The 22,296-nt window shown below is 59.8% G+C and carries 23 protein-coding genes; 14 read left to right on the top strand and 9 right to left on the bottom strand.

Going from position 1 to position 22,296, the window contains the following annotated elements:
- Positions 1-74: 74 nt before the first annotated feature.
- The gene (locus BSY240_RS23550) at positions 75-356 is read right to left on the bottom strand and encodes a DUF2249 domain-containing protein (RefSeq protein WP_083229525.1); all 282 of its coding nucleotides are present in this window, start codon (positions 354-356) and stop codon (positions 75-77) included.
- Positions 357-548: 192 nt separating this feature from the next.
- On the opposite strand from BSY240_RS23550, the gene hemN reads away from it, so the two are divergent.
- Positions 549-1,901: an oxygen-independent coproporphyrinogen III oxidase gene (hemN, locus tag BSY240_RS00520; RefSeq protein WP_069041050.1), complete on the top strand. Its 1,353-nt coding sequence runs from the start codon at positions 549-551 to the stop codon at positions 1,899-1,901.
- 72 nt (positions 1,902-1,973) lie between these two features.
- Here hemN and BSY240_RS00515 read toward each other — a convergent pair whose 3' ends face one another.
- The 6 genes from BSY240_RS00515 to BSY240_RS00490 form a co-directional block, all read right to left on the bottom strand.
- Positions 1,974-3,872 (bottom strand): nitric oxide reductase activation protein NorD, encoded by a 1,899-nt coding sequence (locus BSY240_RS00515; protein ID WP_069041049.1) that lies wholly within the window; start codon positions 3,870-3,872, stop codon positions 1,974-1,976.
- Positions 3,873-3,881: 9 nt separating this feature from the next.
- Positions 3,882-4,685, bottom strand: a complete 804-nt coding sequence (locus tag BSY240_RS00510; protein ID WP_069041048.1) for a CbbQ/NirQ/NorQ/GpvN family protein — start codon at positions 4,683-4,685, stop codon at positions 3,882-3,884.
- A 61-nt stretch (positions 4,686-4,746) separates the two neighbouring features.
- Entirely contained in the window at positions 4,747-6,093 is a 1,347-nt protein-coding gene (locus tag BSY240_RS00505) for a nitric-oxide reductase large subunit (protein WP_069041047.1), read from the bottom strand.
- A 28-nt stretch (positions 6,094-6,121) separates the two neighbouring features.
- Positions 6,122-6,574: a c-type cytochrome gene (locus BSY240_RS00500; RefSeq protein WP_069041046.1), complete on the bottom strand. Its 453-nt coding sequence runs from the start codon at positions 6,572-6,574 to the stop codon at positions 6,122-6,124.
- A 155-nt stretch (positions 6,575-6,729) separates the two neighbouring features.
- Positions 6,730-7,005: a cytochrome C oxidase subunit IV family protein gene (locus BSY240_RS00495; RefSeq protein ID WP_069041045.1), complete on the bottom strand. Its 276-nt coding sequence runs from the start codon at positions 7,003-7,005 to the stop codon at positions 6,730-6,732.
- Positions 7,006-7,013: 8 nt separating this feature from the next.
- The gene (locus BSY240_RS00490) at positions 7,014-7,559 is read right to left on the bottom strand and encodes a cytochrome c oxidase subunit 3 (protein ID WP_069041044.1); all 546 of its coding nucleotides are present in this window, start codon (positions 7,557-7,559) and stop codon (positions 7,014-7,016) included.
- A gap of 124 nt (positions 7,560-7,683) precedes the next feature.
- On the opposite strand from BSY240_RS00490, the gene BSY240_RS24055 reads away from it, so the two are divergent.
- The 8 genes from BSY240_RS24055 to BSY240_RS00455 all read left to right on the top strand — a co-directional run bounded on the left by BSY240_RS24055 (position 7,684) and on the right by BSY240_RS00455 (position 14,121).
- Positions 7,684-7,839 carry a hypothetical protein gene (locus tag BSY240_RS24055; protein WP_171901537.1) on the top strand — a complete coding sequence of 52 codons (156 nt, stop codon included), beginning with the start codon at positions 7,684-7,686 and terminating at the stop codon, positions 7,837-7,839.
- Positions 7,840-7,849: 10 nt separating this feature from the next.
- Positions 7,850-8,326: a hemerythrin domain-containing protein gene (locus tag BSY240_RS00485; RefSeq protein WP_069041043.1), complete on the top strand. Its 477-nt coding sequence runs from the start codon at positions 7,850-7,852 to the stop codon at positions 8,324-8,326.
- Positions 8,323-9,006, top strand: coding sequence for an NnrU family protein (locus BSY240_RS00480; RefSeq protein ID WP_069041042.1), 684 nt, complete (start codon positions 8,323-8,325; stop codon positions 9,004-9,006). Before BSY240_RS00485 ends, BSY240_RS00480 begins: the two co-directional genes overlap by 4 nt.
- A 103-nt stretch (positions 9,007-9,109) precedes the next feature.
- Complete coding sequence (locus BSY240_RS00475; protein ID WP_069041041.1) at positions 9,110-10,147, top strand: ABC transporter substrate-binding protein; 1,038 nt, start codon at positions 9,110-9,112, stop codon at positions 10,145-10,147.
- Positions 10,148-10,159: 12 nt separating this feature from the next.
- Complete coding sequence (locus BSY240_RS00470; RefSeq protein ID WP_069041040.1) at positions 10,160-10,966, top strand: ABC transporter permease; 807 nt, start codon at positions 10,160-10,162, stop codon at positions 10,964-10,966.
- Positions 10,963-11,712: an ABC transporter ATP-binding protein gene (locus tag BSY240_RS00465; protein ID WP_069041039.1), complete on the top strand. Its 750-nt coding sequence runs from the start codon at positions 10,963-10,965 to the stop codon at positions 11,710-11,712. The genes BSY240_RS00470 and BSY240_RS00465 overlap by 4 nt, the downstream gene beginning before the upstream one ends.
- The gene (locus BSY240_RS00460; RefSeq protein ID WP_150127361.1) at positions 11,709-12,929 is read left to right on the top strand and encodes an NnrS family protein; all 1,221 of its coding nucleotides are present in this window, start codon (positions 11,709-11,711) and stop codon (positions 12,927-12,929) included. The genes BSY240_RS00465 and BSY240_RS00460 overlap by 4 nt, the downstream gene beginning before the upstream one ends.
- A gap of 1 nt (position 12,930) precedes the next feature.
- The gene (locus tag BSY240_RS00455; RefSeq protein WP_054149247.1) at positions 12,931-14,121 is read left to right on the top strand and encodes an NnrS family protein; all 1,191 of its coding nucleotides are present in this window, start codon (positions 12,931-12,933) and stop codon (positions 14,119-14,121) included.
- A gap of 19 nt (positions 14,122-14,140) precedes the next feature.
- On the opposite strand, the gene BSY240_RS00450 is transcribed toward BSY240_RS00455, so the two are convergent.
- A complete protein-coding gene (locus tag BSY240_RS00450; protein ID WP_150127360.1) occupies positions 14,141-14,710 on the bottom strand; it encodes a UbiX family flavin prenyltransferase in 570 nt (189 codons plus the stop codon).
- Positions 14,707-16,230: a UbiD family decarboxylase gene (locus BSY240_RS00445; protein ID WP_069043763.1), complete on the bottom strand. Its 1,524-nt coding sequence runs from the start codon at positions 16,228-16,230 to the stop codon at positions 14,707-14,709. Before BSY240_RS00445 ends, BSY240_RS00450 begins: the two co-directional genes overlap by 4 nt.
- Before the next feature lie 108 nt (positions 16,231-16,338).
- On the opposite strand from BSY240_RS00445, the gene ubiT reads away from it, so the two are divergent.
- The 5 genes from ubiT (at position 16,339) to BSY240_RS00420 (ending at position 22,205) form a co-directional block, all read left to right on the top strand.
- Positions 16,339-16,842 (top strand): ubiquinone anaerobic biosynthesis accessory factor UbiT, encoded by a 504-nt coding sequence (gene ubiT, locus BSY240_RS00440; RefSeq protein WP_069041037.1) that lies wholly within the window; start codon positions 16,339-16,341, stop codon positions 16,840-16,842.
- On the top strand, positions 16,842-17,819 hold the full coding sequence (gene ubiU / locus BSY240_RS00435) for a ubiquinone anaerobic biosynthesis protein UbiU (RefSeq protein ID WP_069041036.1): 978 nt from the start codon (positions 16,842-16,844) through the stop codon (positions 17,817-17,819). The genes ubiT and ubiU overlap by 1 nt, the downstream gene beginning before the upstream one ends.
- On the top strand, positions 17,816-18,739 hold the full coding sequence (ubiV, locus tag BSY240_RS00430) for a ubiquinone anaerobic biosynthesis protein UbiV (RefSeq protein WP_069041035.1): 924 nt from the start codon (positions 17,816-17,818) through the stop codon (positions 18,737-18,739). The genes ubiU and ubiV overlap by 4 nt, the downstream gene beginning before the upstream one ends.
- Before the next feature lie 108 nt (positions 18,740-18,847).
- Positions 18,848-19,519, top strand: coding sequence for an iron-sulfur cluster repair di-iron protein (gene ric / locus BSY240_RS00425; RefSeq protein ID WP_171901536.1), 672 nt, complete (start codon positions 18,848-18,850; stop codon positions 19,517-19,519).
- Positions 19,520-20,012: 493 nt separating this feature from the next.
- Entirely contained in the window at positions 20,013-22,205 is a 2,193-nt protein-coding gene (locus tag BSY240_RS00420) for a methyl-accepting chemotaxis protein (protein WP_069041033.1), read from the top strand.
- The last annotated feature ends 91 nt before the right edge of the window (positions 22,206-22,296 follow it).

The raw sequence follows: 22,296 nt of genomic DNA, 5'->3' as shown, positions 1-22,296 counted from the left end.
TTTCGACTTCACCTGTCCGATCACGATGAATGTGCATGGGAGCGGCCGCTGTCGACAGGTCGCTCCCATACAGTTCAATGACCACCACCGCAGTTGCAGTTGCAGCCTTCGTGTTTCTTCCGGCGAATGCGGACTTCCCATATCTCCGGACCGCGGGAAAGGTATTCCCACCCGAACACCCCATCATAATGCATCTCGAGATGGTAGTAGAGCGGAACCGGATCATGATCGACGGTCAAGATCAACTGATAATCCGGAAGCAGCGAATTCAACATTCCGAATATACGAGGATGCCTTTCCACGCGCGGAATTTCGCGCACGTCGAGCTTGAGAATATGATCGTCTACAACAGTCATTCGCTGGCTTTCATCGATGCGGGTTTGCGGGGTCGCATGCAGCTCGGCTGCACCACAGGATACTGAAACACCCGCGCCTAGGCATCGTTGTGCTGTGACAAGCAAATCCCCGAAAGCCTGTCCTCTTTGCCTTTCGACAACGAAGTCCTTCGGCGAGCGGCTATCGTTGCGGCATGAAACCGGAGCGATATCATGAACGCAGAGATTATCCGCCGTTACGGCGAAAGCCGCTTGCCCCGTTACACGAGCTATCCGACCGCCCCCCGCTTCTCGCCCAATATCGGAGCCGGCACCTATCGGGACTGGCTGGCCGCGGTGCCGAAAAGCGATCCGGTGTCACTCTATCTTCACGTGCCCTTCTGTCGATCCATGTGCTGGTATTGCGGCTGCCACACCACCATCACCCAGAAAGATGCGCCAATCCTCGACTATCTGACAGTGCTCAAACAGGAAATCAGATTGGTGACGAAAGCCATCGGGCGACGACAGGATGTCAGCGACATTCACTTCGGCGGCGGCACTCCGACGATCATGACGCCAGAGGAATTCCTCGACCTCACTGCGACGCTCGCCGCAGCTTTTGGCATCGGCGGCGCGACCGAATTTGCGGTGGAAATAGATCCCAGAACACTGACCGTAGAAATGTCGGAGGCACTGGGGAAGGCGGGGATAACTCGGGCTAGCCTTGGCGTTCAGAGTTTCGATCCCAAGGTGCAGAAAGCGATCAATCGCATCCAGTCAGCAGAACAGACCGAAACAGCCCTTTCGAACCTGCGCAAGGCAGGAGCCAGAAGTGTCAACTTCGACCTGATCTATGGTTTGCCGCATCAGAATGTCGACTCTGCGATTGAAACTGCCCGTGTGGCCTCGGCCATGCGCCCTGAACGCTTCGCCGTCTTCGGCTACGCCCATGTCCCGGCCTTCAAGAAGCATCAACGCCTGATCGACACGGCAGCGCTCGGCGATGCCCATGAACGACATGCGCAGGCGGAAGCCATCGCGGCAACCCTGTGCGAAGCCGGGTATAGACGGATCGGTCTCGACCATTTTGCGCTTCCTGAGGATCAACTTTCGATCGCCGCCGATTGCCAGGCGTTGCACCGCAATTTCCAGGGATATACGACCGACATTGCATCAACGCTGATCGGGTTCGGTTCCTCGGCGATTGGACGCCTAACGGAAGGCTACGCGCAAAACGACGTTGCCATCGGACGCTATGCAAGTCTTATCTCATCCGGTGAACTGGCCACGTCGAAAGGCTATCGCCTCACCCAAGAAGACCGCGTCCGAGCCTGGATCATCGAACGGCTGATGTGCGACTTCCAGGTGGATTTTTCAACCATGCCGGATGGCTTTGAACTTCCGGACGAGGGCTTTGGAAAAGCCAATTTACCGCTGAAGACCTTGTTGGAGGAAGGCATTGTCACCTGGCGTGGCGATGTGCTGAGCGTGGACACAAAGCACAGGTTCCTCGTTCGAACGGTGGCGTCGTGCTTTGACGCCTATCTCGGCGAAACGGGCAGAACACACGCCACGGCGGCCTGAGACAAAGCGACGAAATAAGAGAAAGCCCGGTCCGATCGCTCGGTCCGGGCTTTCCCTTTGCGCGTTCGCGGATCAGCGGACGAGCGCGCGGTAGATCTGTGGCAAGGCCGCTGGAAGGCGGCGAATGTCGGGAACGACGGCATAGCCATGGTGGCCGAATACAGCCGGCACATAGGTTTTAGCGTCCTGATCGACCGTGACGCCGAAGACATGGATGCCACGCCGCCTTGCTTCGCTCACTGCCCGACGTGTGTCTTCAAGCGCAAAACGTCCCTCATAGTGATCGACATCATTCGGTTTTCCATCGGTCATGACAAGAAGCAAGTGCTTGCGATTGGGACGCTCGGCAAGTTTGGCCGTCGCGTGGCGTAGGGCTGCTCCCATGCGGGTATAGTAACCGGGCTTCAGCGCGGCGATGCGATGGCGCACCAACGCACTCATCGGCTCATCAAAGTCCTTGATCGTCTCAACGCGCACCCAGTCCCGCCGTCTCGACGTGAAGCTCAAGATAGAATGCATGTCGCCACAGGCGGCCAGCCCTTCGGCCAATACCAGAAGCGCCTCCTTCTCGACATCGAGCACCCGGCGGTCGTTGAACCAGGCGTCGGTTGACAGCGAGACGTCGACCAGCAGGGTCACCGCAAGATCATGGGCCTGCGGCCGGCTTGCCATATGGATGCGATCCGAGCATTCGCCGCTCGCAGCAAGCTCGGTGCGGCTGCGCACGACCGCATCGAGATCGAGATCGGCACCGTCGACCTGTGCACGCAGCAGCTCATGGCGCGGACGCATCGCTTCGAACTGCCGCCGCACCCGGCGAATCATCGCCTTCATCTCGGACGACTGGACCGGCGCCATGTCCTGTTCGCAGGCCGGACCGGCAAAGACCCGGCAGTGGTCCTTCAGATAGACCCCGTGTCTGTAGTCCCATTCCGGATAGGTCAGTTCCGCTTCGATCGCGGAATGGATGAGCGCCTCGGGCGGCAGGTCCAGGTCGAACCGAAATTTCGCGGCAGGCCGGCCCTTGCGTTCTCCAAGCACCATCTCGTCGAGTTCGTCGGCGGCTGACGCATCGTGATCGTCGCTGTCGTCGGCGGGACGGTCGACATTGACCATCTCGGCCATGGCAAGGATCTTCTCGAAGCGGTTGAGGATGAAGGGACTGCGCTCACCCTTGGCGGCAGAGTCCTTCTCACGGATCGCCACATGGCGTCCGGCCGCCTGCGCATCCGCCTGGCTGGAGCCGACCGGCTGGTCTAATTCCTGGCGACCGGCCCATTCCTCCCTAAGAACTGCCTGCGGCCAGAGCGGCACGGGCAACATCGGCAGATAGCCCGCAGGTGCCTGCATAGGCATTTCATTACCTGCAGAGAGCGGGGCAAGCCCCGCGCCACGGCGCAGGAGATCAATGATGCAGTCCTCCAGCAGCCCCTCAACCCGAGGCAGCGAGCCGCGGCGGCGCTCCGACAGAAGGGCGCGGCAAAGCCGACTATAACGATCGACCAGACCGGGGAAGGTCTCCAGGACCTGTGCTTCAAGCGCCGACGCCGCGTCCAAAAGTGCAAGATCTGCCTTGAGGGGATCAGTCTCGGTCATCGGTTGAAGCGGCATCACGGCCATGGCGGCGGCCAGCCAGACATAAAGGTCAAGATTGAGCGACTGCTCCGGCATGAGATCCAAGACTGGGGGCAACATCACGCTAGCTTCGTCCCGCGCCGGATGAATGAGCTTTTCTTCGCCCAGCCCCATGCGTTGCCGGAACTTCAGCCGGTGTTGCGAGGTCTTGCCCCGCGCCGGTACCAGTTGAACCGTCCGTTCACCGCCGAAGCCACGAAAGCAGACAGAGAGTACCGGAAGCACGTCCTCCAGCAGGACAGCCGCTTCGGGATAACGCGGCCAGGTGCGGGTATCACCTGCCAGCCTGTGCCAGGCGCGCCCGACCGTCTCCTCAAGCTCCAGAAAGTCCAGCATGACATTCTCCTAGCGGATGACCGCCTGTGCCAGTTCAAGGAGTGCGGTACGCACGTCAGGTTCGTCGGTCAGCGGCTCTATCATGGCGGCACGAACGGCGTCCCGTGGCGCAAGACCGGCATCGATGAGGCTCGCGCAGTAAACCAGCAGACGCGTCGAGACGCCCTCCTCCAGGTCATGACCTTTCAATGCCCGCAGCCGCCGCGCCAGTTCGACCAATGGCTCTACAGCCGTGGCAGGCAGTCCACTTTCTGCCGAGACAACCTCGATCTCCCTCGCCTTGGGCAGGAAGTCGAACTCGATGGCGACAAAACGCTGGCGAGTCGAGGGCTTCAACGCTTTGAGGAGGCTTTGATAGCCAGGATTGTAGGAGACAACGAGCATGAAGGCCGGCGGCGCTTCAAGCTCTTCGCCTGTCCGCTCCAATGGCAGGATGCGCCGGTCGTCGGTGAGCGGGTGGAGCACGACGGCGACATCCTTGCGCGCCTCGACCACCTCGTCGAGATAGCACACACCGCCCTCACGGACCGCCCGGGTCAGCGGTCCGTCGACCCAGACCGTCTCACCTCCCTTCAAAAGAAAACGGCCAGTGAGATCGGCAGCCGCCAGATCGTCGTGGCAGGAGACGGTGGTCAGCGGCAAGCCAAGCTTTTGCGCCATATGACTGACGAACCGGGTCTTTCCGCAGCCTGTCGGTCCTTTGAGGAGAAGCGGCAACTGCCGCGTCCAGGCTGTCTCGAAGAGAGTGCATTCGTTGCCGGCTGGAGAATAGGCCGGGATATCCGGCTGAATGTTGCGGGCGATGATATTCATGTTCCTGATCCTCAAAATTGGGGAGAGCCCCGCCGCTTTTTGAAACAGCGGGGCCGCTGTTTCACTCGGCAGGCTCGACATAGCCGCCGAAGGCAGGCTCTTTTTCCTTGCCCGGCATCAACACGGCCCAGACGAACATCAGGGCCGAGACCAAAACGACCGCACCGGAGCCGAGGCGCACCCAGTAGAACAGCGCCAACTGGTCCTGGACGGCCATGTAGCTTTCACCCAGCACGCGCTGGAGATGCACCTGCAGAACACCTGCGAAGGTGAGCGCAAAGGTCATTACCGACATGGCCGTGCACATCATCCAGAAGCTCGCGATCGACAGCCACTGGTTATAGGGCTGGCGGCCGCGCATTTCCGGAATGGCATAGGCCATGATCGCAAGGTTGAGCATCACATAGGCGCCGAAGAAGGCGAGGTGCCCGTGCGCTGCCGTCACTTGAGTCCCATGGGTGTAGTAGTTAATGGAGGACAGCGTGTGCAGGAAGCCCCAGACGCCAGCACCGAAGAACGCCATGACCGAGCAACCGATCGACCACAGAAGAGCTGCCTTGTTCGGGTGCTTGCGGCCGGCCTTCCAGGTCATCACGAAGGTGAAAATGACCATGGTAAAGAAGGGGGCAACTTCGAGGGTCGAGAAGAGCGAACCGATCCACTGCCAGTAGCCCGGCGCGCCGATCCAGTAATAGTGATGGCCCGTGCCGAGAATGCCGGAGAAGAGCGCCAGGCCGATGATGACATAGAGCCACTTCTCGACCACTTCGCGGTCGATGCCGTTGAGCTTGATCATCAAGAAGGCGAGCACCGAGGCCATGATCAGCTCCCAGACGCCTTCGACCCAGAGGTGGACGACATACCACCAGTACATCTTGTCGAGTGCCAGGTTCGTTGGGTTGTAGAAGGCAAAGAGGAAGAAGATCGCCACACCCCAAAGACCGAAGATCAGGATGTTGGTGACGACAGTCTTGCGGCCCTTCAGCGATGTCATGGTGACGTTGAACAGCAGCATCAATGCGACAATGACGATGCCGATCTTGATGATGAAGGGTTGCTCCAGAAATTCGCGGCCTTCATGGATGCCGAAGAGGTAACCGACGACGGCGGCGGCGGCGGCGATTAGAAAGATCCAGAACTGCACGATGGCGAGCTTTGGGCTGTAAAGCTCCGTCTCCGCCTCTTCCGGCAGCAGATAATAGGTCGCGCCCATGAAGCCCATTAGCAACCACACAATCAGGGCGTTGGTGTGGATCATGCGCACGATGTTGAAGGGCAGGAGTTCCGAGAGCGTATTGGGCAGGACGTAGATCGTGCCGGCAACAACGCCGAACAGGACCTGGGCAACGAAGAGGCCAAGCGCGCCGTAGAAATACAGCATCGCGACCTTCTGGCTTTGATATTTCATAGGTTTGTCTCCTTGGGTCACGAAGGGCTCAGCCCGCCTCGTTCGGCGGCCAGTTCTGCGTCTTGATCTTGCTGGTCCATTCGAGGAAGTCGGCGAGATCGTTGATCTCTTCGTCGGTCAGGTTGAATTGCGGCATCTGGCGACGACCTTCGACACCAGAGGGCTGTGCAGCCATCCAAGAACGAAGCGTCTCACGTGCACCGTCGCGATCGTCCTGGCCACCCCAGCGCGTCCAGACGTTGCCAAGTTCGGGCGCAAAATAGGCGCCTTCACCCAGGATCGAGTGGCAGTTGATACAGGAGTGCTTTTCCCAGATATGCTTGCCGCGCGCGACGCTGTCAGTCAGTGTCGTTTCGTCGGTCGATACCGTGCGGATGTAGTAATGGCTGTGGGCGGTGAGCCCCACGAAGATCGCAAAAAAGAAAATGGAGCCGCCATAGAAGACGTTGCGCGCTCCGGTCTTGGTCAGGCGCTCTGCCATGCCCTTGTCCTTCCGTCTGCCGGGCTAAGAAGGCCCGACCTGGTTTCCCCGCCTCGAAGGCTCCAGCGATCCCCTCGCCGGCTCTGCGGGATGTCCTTTTCATAGAGAGTGAGCGGAGTTGTTCTTTGCGCTTTGGCAAGCAACGGTGCGAATGTTCATCCCAACAGAAGGACCACCAGCGACCGAGACAGTGCGGCGATCAGAATGATGCTTAACCAGCAGATCAGTGCGATCCGCATGGGATGATGTCCGCCCCTGAGTTCGAGGAAGTCGAGAACCACAAGCCGTCCCTTGGCAAAGGCAATCCCAAGAACGGCGGCAATCGGTACGATCGTTGGACCAGCGAGCGCCGTAACAATTGCGCCGCCAATCGCGAAGGTCATCAGCATGGCGAGCACACCCACCAATTCCTCGTGTTGTCTGCGGGTCATGGGACGCCTCACGCGAGATAGAGAATGGGAAAGATGACCAGCCAGACGAGGTCGATCACGTGCCAGAGTGTGGCGATCAGAACGAGGTTCTCACGTGCCGGGCGCCAGGCGACGAGAAGAAGCGCAATGGCGCCGAAGAAGACATGCAGGAGATGAAAGCCGGTAATGATGAAATAGAGCTCGAAGAAGGTGTCGAGCGTTGCATCGTGGGCGTAGCGAACCTCACCCCAGTATTCGAAGAGCTTGACCGCCACGAAGCAGAAGCCGAGCAGGGCTGCAATCGTCAACGGCCGTTTCACCGCCTCGAGATCAAGCCGATTTCGCATCGCCACAGCGACAAAGTACCCGCTCACCAGCAGAACAAGCGTGTTCGCGCCGGCGATCCCCGGCCTTAAATGCAGACGCGCCAGTTTGAAGGCTTCTGCATCGAAGGTCGAGACGACGAGGAAGCCAAGGATCAGGATGCCGAAAGCGATCAACTCGCTCCACACCAGGATCCAGAGCAGCAGGTGGTCGTCCTTTGCCTCTTGCTGGAGGCTCGTTTGCATGGCCATCGTCAGTTCTCCCGTTGATCGGGATCGTTTCTAGAGAAAAATCCGAAGCGCTCTTTGTGGGAGCGCAAAGAAGACTGACGAAAGACAAGGCAGAGTGCTTCCACAACAGAAGGGAATGACTGAAATGACGGATGCACAAATCGGCCTTGTCGTTGCGACACCTGTCATCGTGGGCTTTGCCCTGATGCTGAAACGCATGGGGGTGCTCCAGGGCGGGGGCACTCTAGCCGCCGTTCTGACTTCGCTTGCGATCGGCGTCATCCTGTTCATCGGCCAATAAGGGAAAAACCATGGAAACGACTGGATCCAGCCTGACGGCCTCCGAGGTCAGGGCGCTTGAGAACAAGCACCGCGATCTTCTCATTCTCTGCTTGAAGCTGGAGGAATTGGCCGCGGACTTTGACACTGGTGAGATTCCACGTGGTATCCAGAAGGTTGCCAAGCACATCGAACCGTTGGTCGCAGCCGCCCACACTCTGGAAGAGCAAAAGTTCTACCCCGACCTCGAGCTGCATGCCGGCTCCTGCTTCGGCTCTCTTCTTCTCGATCAGGTCAAGTCCGAACATCGCGTCGACCGTCGCGCGGCCCGTGAGCTATCTCTCACTTTGGCCGCTGTCGCTCGCAAACGATGCAGACTGAGCCTGGAAACGGTGGCCCATATGGTTCGCGGTTTTCAGGAAGCTGTCCGGCGCCATATCACTACGGAGCAGATGCTGCTGCAACAGCTTCTAAACGTGGAACCCGAAACGCAGGTGTTCCCAACATGAACCAGATCGTTCTTGCGCTTGTAGCCTTCTTGTTGTTGCATTCGGTGCCTGCCTTACCAACCATCCGGGGAAGGCTAACCGCAGCGCTTGGATTACGGCTCTACCTTCTAGTCTATTCGACAACATCCGTAGCACTCCTGATATGGGTCCTGCATGCCGCCTGGAACACCGAGTATGTAGAGATCTGGCGGCCGGATTCCCGGAGCATCCTCGCCAATCTCGTGTTGTCGCCACTCGGGCTCTTTCTGGTCACGGCAGGCCTAATCAGTCCCAATCCCGCATCTATCAGCTTCATGACAGGCACTACACCTGGCGCGATTACAACTCTCACCCGCCATCCGGTCTTGTGGGGATTTTTCCTCTGGTCTCTCGGCCACCTCGCAGCAAACGGTGATACCAGATCGCTCCTTGTCTTCGGTGGCCTCGGTCTGTTTTCTGCTGTCGGTATCCTTGTCGCGGAAAAGCGCGCGAGACGCAGGATGGGAGAAGACTGGTTACCAGTCGAGAGATCAACATCCATATTTCCGTTGATCGCCCTGCTCTCTGGACGCGCCAAGCTGCGTCTGGATGGACATCTGGTAGCCGGGTTCGCCGTGACGCTGCTTGTCACACTCTGGCTGCTCGCGGGAGGCCATGCCGCCCTGTTTGGCGCAGACCCGATTCTCGCGCTCGACATCTGAGAACGATTCCAGCCGGCAATTCCACACACTACTTGCTCTACGTCAAACATCCGCGCGCGGACGGCTATAACATGAGTAAATAAATCAATTTTCGGAGAGCGGGATGCCCAACACCCTGAAACAGGTCAGCGAGACGAATATCATTGAGGCCGACGCGGCAGGCTATGCAACAACCCGTCGCACTTTATGCGCTGGCATCGCAGCGACCCTTGCCCTTCCCTTCCTCAACACACGGGCACGCGCTTCCTCCCTCGACCAACTCGTCCTCTTCGGCCCTCCTGCCGGACCATCGATCACGCTGGCCTATGCGGTTGGCAAAGGCCTGCTGCGCAACGTCGCAGATAAGGTGGAGTTTAGGGTCTGGCGCACGCCCGATGAAATGCGGGCGGGCCTGTCGTCCGGATCCATGAGAGCCGTAGTCATGCCGACAACGGCGGCGGCAAATCTCCATACGCGCGGCCTTGGCCTGAAACTGGCCAGCGTAATGACCAATGGCCTTCTCTATATGGTGTCGCGCAACGATAAGATCGCGGCTTTCGCAGATCTCGAAGGTCAAAGCGTAACCGTGCCATTTCCCAATGACACGCCGGAACTTGTCTTCGATGCGGCGCTTGCCCATCATCGGATGACCGGCAAGGTCAAGGTAGAGCGGGCCGGCACGCCGATCGAAGCTGTGCAGATGCTGCTCGCAGGGCGTATCGACACGGCGCTCCTACCCGAACCGGCAGTCTCTGCCGCCATCTTCAAGGCCAGTACCGGTGGTCAGGCGCTTCACCGCGTCATCGACATGCAGAAGGAATGGGGTAAGGTCACCGCAAGTACGCCGGTCCTGCCCCAGGCAGGTCTCGCCCTGACGCAAAACTTCCTGGACGATCATCCGGAACAGGCGACCGCGCTTCTTGCGGGACTTGCACGGGCAGCAGTCGAGGTGAACGCCAATCCGGCAGCGGCTGCGAGCCAGGCCGCATCGGCACTTGAACTCCCATGGCCTGTTCTGGAGGCGTCGATCCCCTATTCGAACCTCGTCGCCATTGCCGCTCGGGACGCTCGCGGACCGATCGAGACCCTGCTCAAAGCCGTGGCACAGAGGCATCTCGATATGGTGGGCGGTCGCATGCCGGACGCGTCACTTTATCTGTAGGGCGGGATCATCATGAGCCTAGCTTATCGTGCGGGAAGGGTGGCGCGCTTCCTCTGGTCCGGCTGGGCGGGTTTCAGCGGCCTTGCCGTCTTTGCAGCCGTTTGGCAGCTCGGAGCCGAAGCCTATGGCAGCTTCGTGTTGCCAGCACCGGCCGAGACGATCCAGACCCTGTTCAAGCTAGCAGCAGACCCCGACAATCAGATGTTGGTGCTGTCGACGAGCTTGAGGGCGCTCGGCGGCTTTTCACTCGCCGCCGTGTTTGGAACGATGGCAGGCGTGGTGGCCGGATACCATCCGGCGATCATGAGGCTTGCGCGTCCGCAAGTAACCTTGCTGATCGGCGTCCCGCCAATCGCCTGGATCGTCCTTCTGATGATCTGGTTCGGCATGGGGGCCGGAACGGTCATTGCCACTGCGGCTATCGCCGCCTTGCCGCTTGTCTTTGTTGGTGCAGCCGAGGCCATCCAGACACGAGACCGGGGATTGGAAGACATGGCCCGTATGGCCGGCCTGTCGTGGCTGGCCCGCCTGTTTCAGATATCCCTACGGCAAACGCTTCATGCGTTATTTCCTGCTTTGGTCATGGCACTGGGCACGGCTTTCAAGGCAGCAGTCATGGCCGAGTTGCTGGCCAATGCCGGCGGGATAGGAGGCGCGCTCGCCAATGCCCGTTCCGCACTCGATGTGGAAGCAGCTCTTGCGTGGATCCTCCTGTCGGTCATTGCGCTGATCAGCGTCGAATATGGAATTGTTCAGCCTCTGCGCGCCGAAGCCGAGGCATGGCGGGAAGCCGCCCAACCCTGGGGCGTACGCCGATGACCCTCCTCCAGCTCAAAGCCGTGGGGCACGTTTTTCTCGGCCGCCCCGTTCTCGAACAGGTCAGTCTGCAGGTCAGCCAGGGGGAAATGGTCGCGCTGGTCGGACCATCCGGTTGCGGCAAGAGCACGCTTGCCCAGATCGCCGCCGGGCTGATTATCCCCCGCCACGGCCAGGTCGAGCGAGGCTATGCGCGCTGCGCTTTCGTCTTTCAGGAACCGCGCCTCCTCCCATGGGCAACGGTCGAAGCCAACGTGGCACTCGGCCTATCTGGCCTCCCAGTGGCGCGGTCCGAGCGAAGGGTAAGAACTGCAGCGGCCTGTGATCGCGTATCGCTGGAAGAGAGCGACTGGCAAAAGTTTCCATCGCAGTTGTCGGGTGGCATGCGCCAGCGCACGGCGCTTGCCCGTGCGCTCGTCGCCGACCCCGATTTCCTCTATTTCGACGAGCCCTTCACCGCACTCGATGCCGCCTTGCGACGACGGATGCAGGATCTCGTTGTCGCCACGGTCTCGAACAGCGGCAAGGGCGGGCTCTTCATCACCCATGACATCCATGAAGCGCTGCGGATCTGCCACCGGATCGCGGTTCTCGATCGCTACGGCCATGGAATTCTCGACTGCGTCGCTGTTCCCGAGACACCGGGGCATCGCAGTGAGGAGATGATTTTCGAGACGGCGCGAAGGCTCATCTCCGATCATCCGCTGTTTGCCGTCGTGGAAGAACATGACGAGCGGAGGCTGGCATGAGTGTGCTTCCAGCCATACGCATGCTTCCCTCGGCCGATCTTGCCAGGGCAATGTCCGCCGAAGGTCTGAGGTTGATGTTTCCACTTGCCGCCTTGCATGCGGCACTCTGGCCGTTTCTCTGGGTGGTCGTTTGGTCTCTCGACCTGCCATTTGCTTCCTCGTCTCTTCCCGCCCACTGGCACGCGCAGGAAATGCTGGTCGGCTCCTTTGGAGCCGCGCTTTTAGGCTTCCTCACCTCTGCACTGCCGGAATGGACGGACACGCGGCGGATTAGCGGCCGTCCACTTTTCCTGTTTGCGGGCCTCTGGGCTGGCGCACGAGTGCTCGGCTTGCTTGCCGTCGAGAGCGGCTGGCTGATCGGTCTGATGTTCGATCAGGCCTGGATGCTGTTCCTGCTCGCCTATGCGCTGCGCCTGTCCTGGAGCAAGAAGAGCACAGATCTCCTGGGCTTCGTCTTGTTCGTCACCGCCTTTGCTGCGGCTGCGGCCATGCTGCGGATCGCAATGGCCTTTGAACTCTACGATCTGTCGGAAAGCGCGATCAGAATTCTCGGGTTCGCGCTTCTCGGCCTGCTCGGTCTCGCCCTTGCCCGCATCACCGTCCCAGTGACCAATCTGATCCTTGATCCGACGGAAAAGACCTCGCCCTACAGACCGCATCCGGGCCGGATCCATCTCTCAGCGGGGTTGACCATGCTGGTGATCGTGGCAGAGGCGGCCACGCTCTCGGACGCCGTGCGCGGCTATTTGATGTTGGCTGCCGGTGCAGCCTTTCTTGATCGGGTCGCCGAGGGGTTTGTGGGGCGCGAAGGCTTTTCCTTCGAACTTGGCGGTCTTTGGCTGTCGAGTGCGCTGGCTGGCACCGGCCTTCTTGTCTGCGGACTTTCCCTGATTGGCCTGGACCTGCCGTGGCTGGGCGGACTGCATCTGGCATTAATGGGGGGCTTGGGTCTCGGCGTCCTGCAGGTTCTCTCGATTGCAGGCCTGCTGCATACCGGTCAACCGCTGCTTTTTTCGAAGACAACCCGGATGGCGATCCTGCTTCTGGTCCTGTCGGTTCTTTTGCGGATCCTCTCGGAGTTCGCGCCGTCGCTCACCCTGCCCTTCAGCGCTTACGGTTTCTCCTCTGCGCTGTTTTCGCTTTCCTTCCTCCTCTGGGCCAAGGCCTATATTCCTCTGCTCTGGTCGCCGGCAACGGTGGATCAGGAAAGGTGCTGACATGACCACAATTCCCGGCCCCTCCATCCCGCAGCGTCTTCTGTCTGGCGGGTTCCGTCTGTTCTTCCCGGGCAGCGCGCTTTTGGCCGCCGTCTCAATCGCTATCTGGGTCCCGTGGTTCCTCGGCTTCATGCATGTTCCGACCCTCTTGCCCCCGGTTGCCTGGCACCAGCACGAGCTTCTCTTCGGCTTTGTCCCGGCCGTGATAGCAGGGTTTCTTCTCACCGCCGTGCCGAACTGGACCGGCAGGCCCGGTTTGAAGGGCATGCCGCTTCTGGCACTGTTTCTTCTCTGGATCGCCGGGCGGCTTGCCATCAGTCTCTCTGAATGGACGGGCATGCTCGGCGCGACACTCGTTGCGCTGGCCTTCCTGCCAGTGCTCGCCATCTTTGTTCTGAAAGAACTTGTTGCTGCCTCGAACCGACGCAACTACAAGATCGTCGCCGTTCTCGCGCTCCTGAGCGCCGCTCAGATGTTTTTCCATCATGAGCTCGATCGCTACGGTCGCGTCGAAATGGCCGACCGTCTGGCTCTGTCTGCGATCCTCATCCTCATCTCTCTGGTTGCGGGGCGCATTATTCCGGCATTTACCGGCAACTGGCTGAAGGCGAACAATCCAGGGCGGTTGCCGCAGAATTTCGCCCGTTTCGATCTCGCCGTCATGATCCTTGGGAGCCTTTCACTGGCGATGTGGATCGCTGTCGGCGGCGGTCTTGAAAGCCTCCAGTTTCCCACGGGGCTGCTGATGCTTGTCGCCAGCCTTGCTCATCTCGTGCGACAGGCAAGATGGTGCCCCGAGCGCACGCTTGGGGAGCCCCTCGTGACGATCCTGCATGTCGGCTATCTCTTCATTCCCGTAGGCTTTTTGCTGACCGGCCTGTCGATGCTGTTGGACCACTCCGGCTTCGCCTCGGCAGGCATCCATGCCTGGACGACAGGTGGGGTCGGGGTCGTGACGTTGGCGGTGATGACCCGCGCCACGAGAGGCCATACGGGCCAGGCTTTGACGTCCCCGCACTCGACAACCTGGCTCATCTATGCACCAATCATCCTCTCGGCACTGCTGAGGATTTCGGTCGCAATTTGGCCGCAGCACACCATGCTGCTATTGCCGATCGCAGGGATCGCCTGGATCGTGGCATTCTTGGGTTACGTGGTCTTTTACATGCCGTTGATAGCGCGAAAGGGATAGGAGGGAGCCATGAGCGCCCTCACCCTCTCCACTCCGGTATCAAGGGTGCGTCCGTCAACCCGAGCAGATCCACGGCACGAGCCGCAATATGAGCGACGAGATCCTCTACGCTCGCTGGATTGCGGTAGAATGAGGGGACCGGCGGCATCACCACGGCCCCCATCTCGGTCACCGCCGCCATGTTGCGCAGGTGCCCGAGGTGAAGCGGCGTTTCGCGGGTAAGCAGAACCAGCCTGCGACGCTCCTTGAGCTGCACATCGGCGGCGCGAGTGAGAAGATTGTCTGTGATCCCGGTCGAGATCGCTGCAAGAGACCGCATCGAACAAGGGGCGACGATCATACCGGCCGTGCGGAACGATCCGCTGGCAATCGATGCACCGATATCGCTTTCCGAATGGAAATGAGCGGCGAGCCCGATTAGCCGCCCCAGCGCCTCGTTGCCCGCCTCATGTGCGATTGTCCGGCGCGCTGCTGACGTGACGACGAGATGCAGTTCAACATCATCCATGGCCGCCAGGAGCCGGCCGACCTGAAGACCGATCGCCGCCCCCGAAGCACCGGACATGCCGAGAATGACACGCTTCATCATGGCTCACCTTCCCTTGTCTTGAGGGATCCAAGTCCAAGTTCGCGCCAGATCGCATCGACGCGCGCCGAGACCTCCGGCGTCATTTGCAGCACGCGGCCCCATTCCCGATCGGTTTCTGCGCCAAGCTTGTTGGTGGCATCGAGACCGAGCTTTCCACCGAGCCCAGGCTTGGGAGAGGCAAAATCGAGGTAGTCGATGGGTGTGTTATCCACCACCACGAGATCGCGGGAGGCGTCGAACCGCGTGGACAGCGCCCAGATGACATCGCTCCAGTTTCTGACGTCAACATCGGCATCGACCACGATGATGAGCTTGGTGTAGCTGAACTGCGGCAGCATCGACCAAAGCCCGAGCATGATCCGGCGGGCTTGCCCCGGATAGCGCTTGTCGAGCGAGACGACGATCGCCCGGTAGGAACAGGCTTCTGGAGGCAGATAGAGATCGACAATCTCTGGAAACTGGCGCTTCACGAGGGGAAGGAAGAGAGCATTCATTGCCTCTCCGAGCACAGAAGGTTCATCCGGGGGGCGGCCGGTGAAGGTCGAGAGGTAAACCGGATTCTGCCGCATCGTCATCGCACTCATGTTCATGACGGGAAACGGCTCGACAGAATTGTAGTAGCCAGTGTGGTCGCCATAAGGCCCCTCGAGCGCAGTCTCCGCGATCGATACGGTCCCCTCCAGCACGATTTCTGCAGTGGCTGGAATATCAAGCGGCTGGGTGAGCGCTCGCACCACATGGGCGCGCTTGCCTCTGAGCACACCGGCGAATGACAGCTCGCTCATGGTCTCTGGCAGCGGCATAACGGCTGCGAGGATTGTCTGAGGATCAGCGCCGATCACGACCGCAATGGGCATATGCCGCCCCACGGCCTGCCACTGCCGGAAGTGTTTTGCAGCACCACGATGGGCAAGCCAGCGCGTGATCAGTCGCCTGCGATCCAGCGCTTGCAGCCGGTAGACGCCGACATTGACATCCCTAGGGTCGGAGGGCGATGCGGTGACGACAAGCCCCCAGGTGATCAGCGGTGCCGGTTCGCCGGGCCAGCACCACTGGATCGGCAGTCGGTTGAGATCAACGCCCTCGCCTTCGAACACGATATCCTGGCATTCGGCGTGAGACACCCTGCGGCATCCCAGCGCCATGGCGGAGCGAAGCACAGGCAGCTTCTTCAGGGCATCCCGGAGCGACGCAGGCGGCCTCGGTTCGCGCAATTCGGCCAGAAGGTCCGCGAGATCGCCAATCTTGCCGCCAGGGATGCCATAGCCAAGTTCGATCCGCTCGCGCGTGCCGAACAGATTGGCAAGCAGCGGTATCTCTGACACTGCACCGTCCGACCGGACCGGGCGCTCAAAGAGCAAGGCCGGGCCTCCCTCTGCCAGGACGCGCCTGTGGATTTCGGTTACCTCATGAACAAGGCTCACCGGCTGCGCGACGCGGAGAAGCCGTCCCTGCCTTTCCAGTTCGGTCATGAAAGCTTGAAGACCGTCGTAGCGACGAGGCGGTGCGTTCTGTGTCATGCGGACCGCTATGACCTGTGAATTCGGTTGCGTCTTTGCGCTGGAGCAATCTGGATTGTCGGCCGTTCCCATAGGTTTGCGCCGGTTCAAACCACTCAAATTGGCGCAATGCAGATAACATCCATTCTGGCTCTCCCGCTGAAAGCCGTGCCGCTCATGCCGCTCGTATCAATTGAGCTCGTGGCAAGTCGCCTCTTCAAGCTCCTGCTCCTAGCTCATGGCGATATGTTCGAGCGCCTTGGCACATACAAAAGCTGCCGCTTTTCGTTTGCCCCGACTGATCTGCCCTTAGTCTTCCTGATCGAGCCTCACCTCCTCCGTCTCAAGGTGGTGCGCCAGAGCGAGGCATTCACAGCGGATGCGGGTGTCGAGGCCCCGCTGGTGATGCTGCTGGCGCTCCTTGAGGGGCGTTGCGATGCTGATGCGCTGTTCTTTTCCCGCGACCTAAAGGTGATCGGGGACATGGAAGCGATGCTTGCGATGAGAAACGCCCTCGATGACTGCGATATCGATCTTCCGCGTGATCTCGCACGGATCGGAGGACCTGCCGCGCCCATCGTTCACAGGCTAGCCGAGGAAATCCGACGCCAGTCGCTGAGGGGGATCCAGTGATGGAACTGATCTGTCCGGCGGGAACGCCAGCAGCCTTTCGTGAAGCCGTCGATGCAGGCGCTGACGCGGTCTATTGCGGCTTCCGCGACGAGACCAATGCCCGCAATTTCCCCGGCCTCAATTTTAGCCGAGAAGAGTTGCGAGGCGCGATTGTCTATGCCCGCAAGAAAGGCTGCATGACATTCGTCGCCCTCAACACCTTCATGCGGGCTGGCGACGAAGAGATCTGGTATCGTGCGGCCGCCGACGCGATAAGGTTCGGTGCCGATGCGCTAATCCTGGCGGATTTCGGTCTCATGGCCCATGTCAGGGAACACTATCCAGAGCAGCGCTTGCATGTTTCGGTCCAGGCGTCTGCTTCCAATCCCGAAGCGATCAATTTTCTCGTCGAAGCCTTCAACGCAAAACGGGTCGTCTTGCCGAGAACGCTGACGATCAGCGACATTGCCCGCATTGGTCGCAAGGTCAAATGCGAGATCGAGGTCTTCGTCTTCGGCGGGCTTTGCGTCATGGCCGAGGGACGCTGCTCGCTCTCCTCATACGCCACCGGCAAATCGCCCAATATGAACGGCGTCTGCTCTCCGGCGAGCCATGTGCAGTACCGACAAGACGGCTCCGACATGGTGTCGGAGCTCGGCACTTATACGATCAACCGGTTCAGCCATGGGGAGGCCGCCGGCTACCCCACACTGTGCAAGGGACGCTTCGACATCGGCGATGCCCGTGGCTACGCCTTCGAAGACCCAGTGTCCCTCGATGTCATGGGTGAAATCGAAGCCTTGAAGGATGCCGGCGTCTCTGCCTTGAAAATCGAAGGACGCCAGCGCGGCAAAGCCTATGTGGCCGAAGTCGTATCCACGCTGCGCCAGGTACTCGCAACCGCCCCCTCGGGGCGTGGCCCGTTGTTGACCCGGCTGAGGGCGCTGAGCGAAGGGCAGAAGACCACGGTCGGAGCCTATGAGAAGCGCTGGAGATGAGCATGACTGAACTGACACTGGGCCCTGTATACTATCTCTGGGACGGCCCGAAATGGCGGGATTTCTATTATCAGATCGCAGACGAAGCGCCCGTGGATCACATTATCCTCGGCGAGACTGTCTGCTCCAAACGGCAGCATTTCATCGAGCCATACTTGGCAGACGTGGTGGAGCGCCTGGAACGGGCGGGAAAGTCGGTGGCCTTTTCCTCGCTGGCGCTAATCACCTTGGAGCGAGAAAGTCGGATCGTGAAAGAGCTGATCGAGACGTCGGACTACCCCATCGAGGTAAACGACCTCTCCGCCATCGGCCTGATCAAGGGCCGCCGACACCTCGTCGGCCCCTTGGTCAATGTCTATAATGGCCCAACCGTGCGCTTGCTGGCACAACGCGGGGCAGACCGTATCTGTCTTCCGCCGGAACTTCCCTTTAGCTCGATCGCCAGGATCGCCGCCGACGCGCCGGATGTGGCTCTCGAAGTGATGGTATTCGGTCGCATGCCGCTTGCCATATCGGCTCGCTGCGCCCATGCCCGTTCCAAGGGCAGGATCAAGGACAATTGCCAGTTCGTCTGTGGCGAAGAGCCGGACGGCCTGTCAATCAAGACACTCGATCGCCAGTCATTCCTGGTGCTTAATGGCGTGCAGACAATGTCGCACACGTGCCAACTCCTGCTCAGCGAACTGAAGGAGTTGCAAGAGGCCGGGGTCACTGGCTTCCGTCTCTCACCACAGGACTGCGACATGGCGCGCATCGCCGTCATCTTCCAGGAAACGCTGTCGGGCAGCATGGAACCCCAAGAGGCCGCCGAGTTGATCGGGCATACTTATCCCACAGCCAAGTTCTCGAACGGCTTTCATCACGCGCAAGAGGGAGCGGCCTGGGTATCGCGGGCAAAAAACAATGCCCACGCGCCCTGATGCGCGAGGGAGTACGAGCACATCTTGTTTGCGAAAGCGCAACGACCGGATCGGCATTCCTCACCATAGTCGGCACCACAGCGGTAACGCATTAAAGCGCAAAGCAAGGTGAACTCGATGAAACTTGACGCAAGCCAGACGGTCGGAAAGATCGCGACCTCCCTCCCCGGTGCAGCCGCACTTTTCCGCGGTCACGGCATCAGCTTCTGCTGCGGTGGCTCTGATAGCCTCGAGGTTGCGGCCGAAGCCGCAGGACTCTCGCCGGAAACCTTGGTGGGCGAATTGCAGGGCCTTGTCGATGCCGCCTCGACAGAAGCACCGGATGAAACTGTCGATCTGATCAAGCACCTCAAGACACGCTACCACGACACCCACCGTGCGGAACTCAACTCTTTGATCCCTCTCGCAGCCAAGGTCGAGCGGGTGCATGGCGATCACCACGATGCACCGATCGGCCTGGCAAATCTGCTCGAGCGCATCCAGAGCGACCTTCACAGCCACATGCATAGCGAGGAGCTTATGCTCTTCCCACTCATGGAACGCGGCGACCATAAAGCTCTGACAAGACCCATTGAACAGATGCGCCACGAACATGACGTCGAGGCAGAGCATCTGACGGAACTCGAGCACGTGACGGGCGGATTTCATCTACCGGACGGTGCCTGCAATTCATGGCGCGCGCTTTACACAGGCGTAAAGAAGTTTGCCGACGATCTCGTCCAGCACATGCACCTGGAAAATGAAGTCCTCTTTCCACGCTTTACCGGCGGGACCCTCTAAAACAAATCTATTGAAGATGAGGAATCATGTTGAAGAGCCAGAAGCCGGACCGAGGCATAGACCGCGACAGGTTTGTTCCTCCGGTCGTCTTTAGATCGCGGCGTGAGCGAGTCTGTGACACCGTCTGCGACATGCATGAATGCGTGATCCGTGGCTGCGCCGGACCCGAGACGGTCGCCTATCTCATGGACCGGCTGCTGTCACTTGATCCTCGATACACAGGCGACAGACGATGATCGGCCCCTCCATGCCATCCGCTCAATTGCGCCTGGAGTTTGCGCGTAAATGTGCAGTTCGCGCTTCAAATCCCCACCAAACCTGCATTGGGTTGACGCACGCTGAGGTTTATTTTTTCGACGCTTGGCATTCGTCAAACCGAGCCAGAATGCGTTAGGCAGGTTTTTACCTCATCACATCAATTCTAGCTAAAATTCACATCGTATCATGATGTTACGATATTCGGCATGATGCCCCAGCTCAGGACAACCTGCAGATGCGCATCACCGACTTTTCAATCAGCAAACGCCTCTGGCTTGCGATCATGATCCCCCTGGTTGCAGCACTCACCCTTGCCTCGATGGAGTTTCTAAGCTCTTGGGGTTCCTACCAGCAGATGCAGACCGTGGTCAAAGTGAGCGAGAACATCGCGGCGATGGGCGAGCTGATCCACGTCCTTCAGGGAGAGCGGGGGCAGAGCGCTGGATACATCGGATCAAAGGGAAGTGCGGACAAACAACCGCTTGTGACAGCGCGTCAATCGACGGATGTGGCTCTGGCAAAATTGCCGGATCTCGCTGATGCCTTGGCGGAATTCGAAAACACAGAGCTCAACCGTCGCTGGAGCTTCGCTCAGGACACATTGAAAAGCCTCGCCGACACAAGACGATCTATAGACAATCTGTCCTTCACCGGAAAACAGTCCTTCGACTTCTATAGCGGCCTAATCGGTGAGCTCTCGGGCCTCGCCTCGGAACTGTCCCTCCAGGGTGTCGGGTCGAGGATCGCGGCCGAAATGATCGCCTATAACCTGCTCATGCAGGCAAAGGAGATCGCAGGCCAGGAACGCGCTACCGGCAACGCCTTCATCACGTCCGGGGATATCGACCCCGAGCGCATTGCTCCCTTTGCCCGCATGGCTGGCGCGCAGAATGTGTTGATCGATAACTTCCTCGCCCTGCAACAGAAGGAACGGCAATCCGCCTACGCTTCGCACCTATCCATTCCAGCGTCGCAGGAGATCGAAACTACAAGGTCGACCTTGATTGGGATGGGTCCAACAGCGGCCAGTGATTTGAGTGCTGATCGCTGGTTTGCAGCCGCCAGTCAGCGCATTGACGCAATGAAGGCTCTGGAAACGGCAAGCCTTGAACGCCTCGGCAGCGAGGCTCGCGCCATCGCCGCAGGCGCATTCACTCGCCTCGGAACGGTTCTGCTCCTTTGTGTCGCTGGAGCAGTTCTGGTCATCGCTTCGTCGATGCTCCTGGCACGCACCATCAGCCATCCACTGAAGGCGCTCGTACTGTCAATGCGCAGATTGGCGGAGGGGCACCTTGAGACAACGGGGCAGTCTGCCGACCGGAAGGACGAAGTCGGAGACATGGTCAAAGCGGTGGAAGTCTTCCGGCTCTCTGCGATCCGCAATCGCGAACTGGAGCTTGAGGCAGAGCGTGCGCGCGAACAGGCCGAACGCGACCGAGTTGACATGCAAATCGCAGCAGAGGCAGAGGCCGAAGCGCGTATGAACAAGGCGACGGGCACGCTTGCCCAGGCCTTGAGGAAACTTGCTGCTGGCGACCTTCTTTGCGAGGTGACCCAGGCTTTCGCGCCGCAGTTCGAAGACCTTCGCCATGACTTCAATCGCTCGGTGGTGCAGTTGCGGCAAGCGCTGGTTGGTGTTGGCCAATCGGTCACGACCGTCACCGGCGGAGCATCCGAAGTTTCTTCAGCATCGGATGACCTGTCGAAGCGCACCGAGCAGCAGGCCGCCTCGCTTGAAGAGACGGCCGCTGCACTGGAACAGATCACAGCAAATGTGACAGCCACGTCCAGACGCTCAGATTTGGCCCGCAGCGTGACGAAGCGCGCACGCGAAAGGGCAAATCGATCAGGTGAAGTGGTACGAAACGCCGTGGCGGCGATGGACAAGATAGAACAGGCATCGAGCCAGATCAGCCAAATTATCGATGTGATCGACCAGATTGCCTTCCAGACAAACCTGCTCGCTCTCAACGCGGGCGTCGAGGCAGCCCGCGCCGGCGAGGCCGGCAAGGGGTTTGCCGTGGTTGCGCAGGAAGTCCGGGAGCTGGCACAACGTTCGGCACAGGCAGCGCGGGAAATCTCGGGGCTGATCGGTAATTCTGAACTGGCTGTTCGCCAGGGGGTCGAGCTGGTCTCCGAGACCGGTACCGGACTGGCCGAGATTGACGAGCTGGTGCAGGAAGCAGCAAGCCATGTGGATGCCATCGCCATTGCAGCCCAGGAACAGGCGGTCGGCCTTTCGCAGGTCAATGTGGCGGTGAACCATCTGGATCAATCGACACAACAGAACGCGGCCATGGTGGAAGAGATGAACGCTGCTGGCGCAGCCTTGGCCAGCGAAAGCGCCACTCTTCAGAGCCTGCTTCTTGGCTTCCGTTTGACCTCACCTTCCGACGGCAACATCGTGCCAGGAAGGATGAGGGCCTGAGTCGATGGAGAATACACTATCCTCATACGGGACGGACGACACGGCGGTGCGCAGCCGACATACATGGCGTTCGTAGTTCCGCGCGCGGGCC

Source organism: Agrobacterium sp. RAC06, assembly GCF_001713475.1.
GTDB lineage: Bacteria > Pseudomonadota > Alphaproteobacteria > Rhizobiales > Rhizobiaceae > Allorhizobium.
Note: the sequence above shows the minus strand (reverse complement) of the source record. Positions and strands in the feature narration are given on the sequence as shown.

Coding starts and splice junctions, on each gene's coding strand:
- BSY240_RS23550 (WP_083229525.1), bottom strand. CDS start 356: ATGACTGTTGTAGACGATCATATTCTCAAGCTCGACGTGCGCGAAATT.
- hemN (WP_069041050.1), top strand. CDS start 549: ATGAACGCAGAGATTATCCGCCGTTACGGCGAAAGCCGCTTGCCCCGT.
- BSY240_RS00515 (WP_069041049.1), bottom strand. CDS start 3,872: ATGCTGGACTTTCTGGAGCTTGAGGAGACGGTCGGGCGCGCCTGGCAC.
- BSY240_RS00510 (WP_069041048.1), bottom strand. CDS start 4,685: ATGAATATCATCGCCCGCAACATTCAGCCGGATATCCCGGCCTATTCT.
- BSY240_RS00505 (WP_069041047.1), bottom strand. CDS start 6,093: ATGAAATATCAAAGCCAGAAGGTCGCGATGCTGTATTTCTACGGCGCG.
- BSY240_RS00500 (WP_069041046.1), bottom strand. CDS start 6,574: ATGGCAGAGCGCCTGACCAAGACCGGAGCGCGCAACGTCTTCTATGGC.
- BSY240_RS00495 (WP_069041045.1), bottom strand. CDS start 7,005: ATGACCCGCAGACAACACGAGGAATTGGTGGGTGTGCTCGCCATGCTG.
- BSY240_RS00490 (WP_069041044.1), bottom strand. CDS start 7,559: ATGGCCATGCAAACGAGCCTCCAGCAAGAGGCAAAGGACGACCACCTG.
- BSY240_RS24055 (WP_171901537.1), top strand. CDS start 7,684: ATGACGGATGCACAAATCGGCCTTGTCGTTGCGACACCTGTCATCGTG.
- BSY240_RS00485 (WP_069041043.1), top strand. CDS start 7,850: ATGGAAACGACTGGATCCAGCCTGACGGCCTCCGAGGTCAGGGCGCTT.
- BSY240_RS00480 (WP_069041042.1), top strand. CDS start 8,323: ATGAACCAGATCGTTCTTGCGCTTGTAGCCTTCTTGTTGTTGCATTCG.
- BSY240_RS00475 (WP_069041041.1), top strand. CDS start 9,110: ATGCCCAACACCCTGAAACAGGTCAGCGAGACGAATATCATTGAGGCC.
- BSY240_RS00470 (WP_069041040.1), top strand. CDS start 10,160: ATGAGCCTAGCTTATCGTGCGGGAAGGGTGGCGCGCTTCCTCTGGTCC.
- BSY240_RS00465 (WP_069041039.1), top strand. CDS start 10,963: ATGACCCTCCTCCAGCTCAAAGCCGTGGGGCACGTTTTTCTCGGCCGC.
- BSY240_RS00460 (WP_150127361.1), top strand. CDS start 11,709: ATGAGTGTGCTTCCAGCCATACGCATGCTTCCCTCGGCCGATCTTGCC.
- BSY240_RS00455 (WP_054149247.1), top strand. CDS start 12,931: ATGACCACAATTCCCGGCCCCTCCATCCCGCAGCGTCTTCTGTCTGGC.
- BSY240_RS00450 (WP_150127360.1), bottom strand. CDS start 14,710: ATGATGAAGCGTGTCATTCTCGGCATGTCCGGTGCTTCGGGGGCGGCG.
- BSY240_RS00445 (WP_069043763.1), bottom strand. CDS start 16,230: ATGACACAGAACGCACCGCCTCGTCGCTACGACGGTCTTCAAGCTTTC.
- ubiT (WP_069041037.1), top strand. CDS start 16,339: ATGCAGATAACATCCATTCTGGCTCTCCCGCTGAAAGCCGTGCCGCTC.
- ubiU (WP_069041036.1), top strand. CDS start 16,842: ATGGAACTGATCTGTCCGGCGGGAACGCCAGCAGCCTTTCGTGAAGCC.
- ubiV (WP_069041035.1), top strand. CDS start 17,816: ATGAGCATGACTGAACTGACACTGGGCCCTGTATACTATCTCTGGGAC.
- BSY240_RS00420 (WP_069041033.1), top strand. CDS start 20,013: ATGCGCATCACCGACTTTTCAATCAGCAAACGCCTCTGGCTTGCGATC.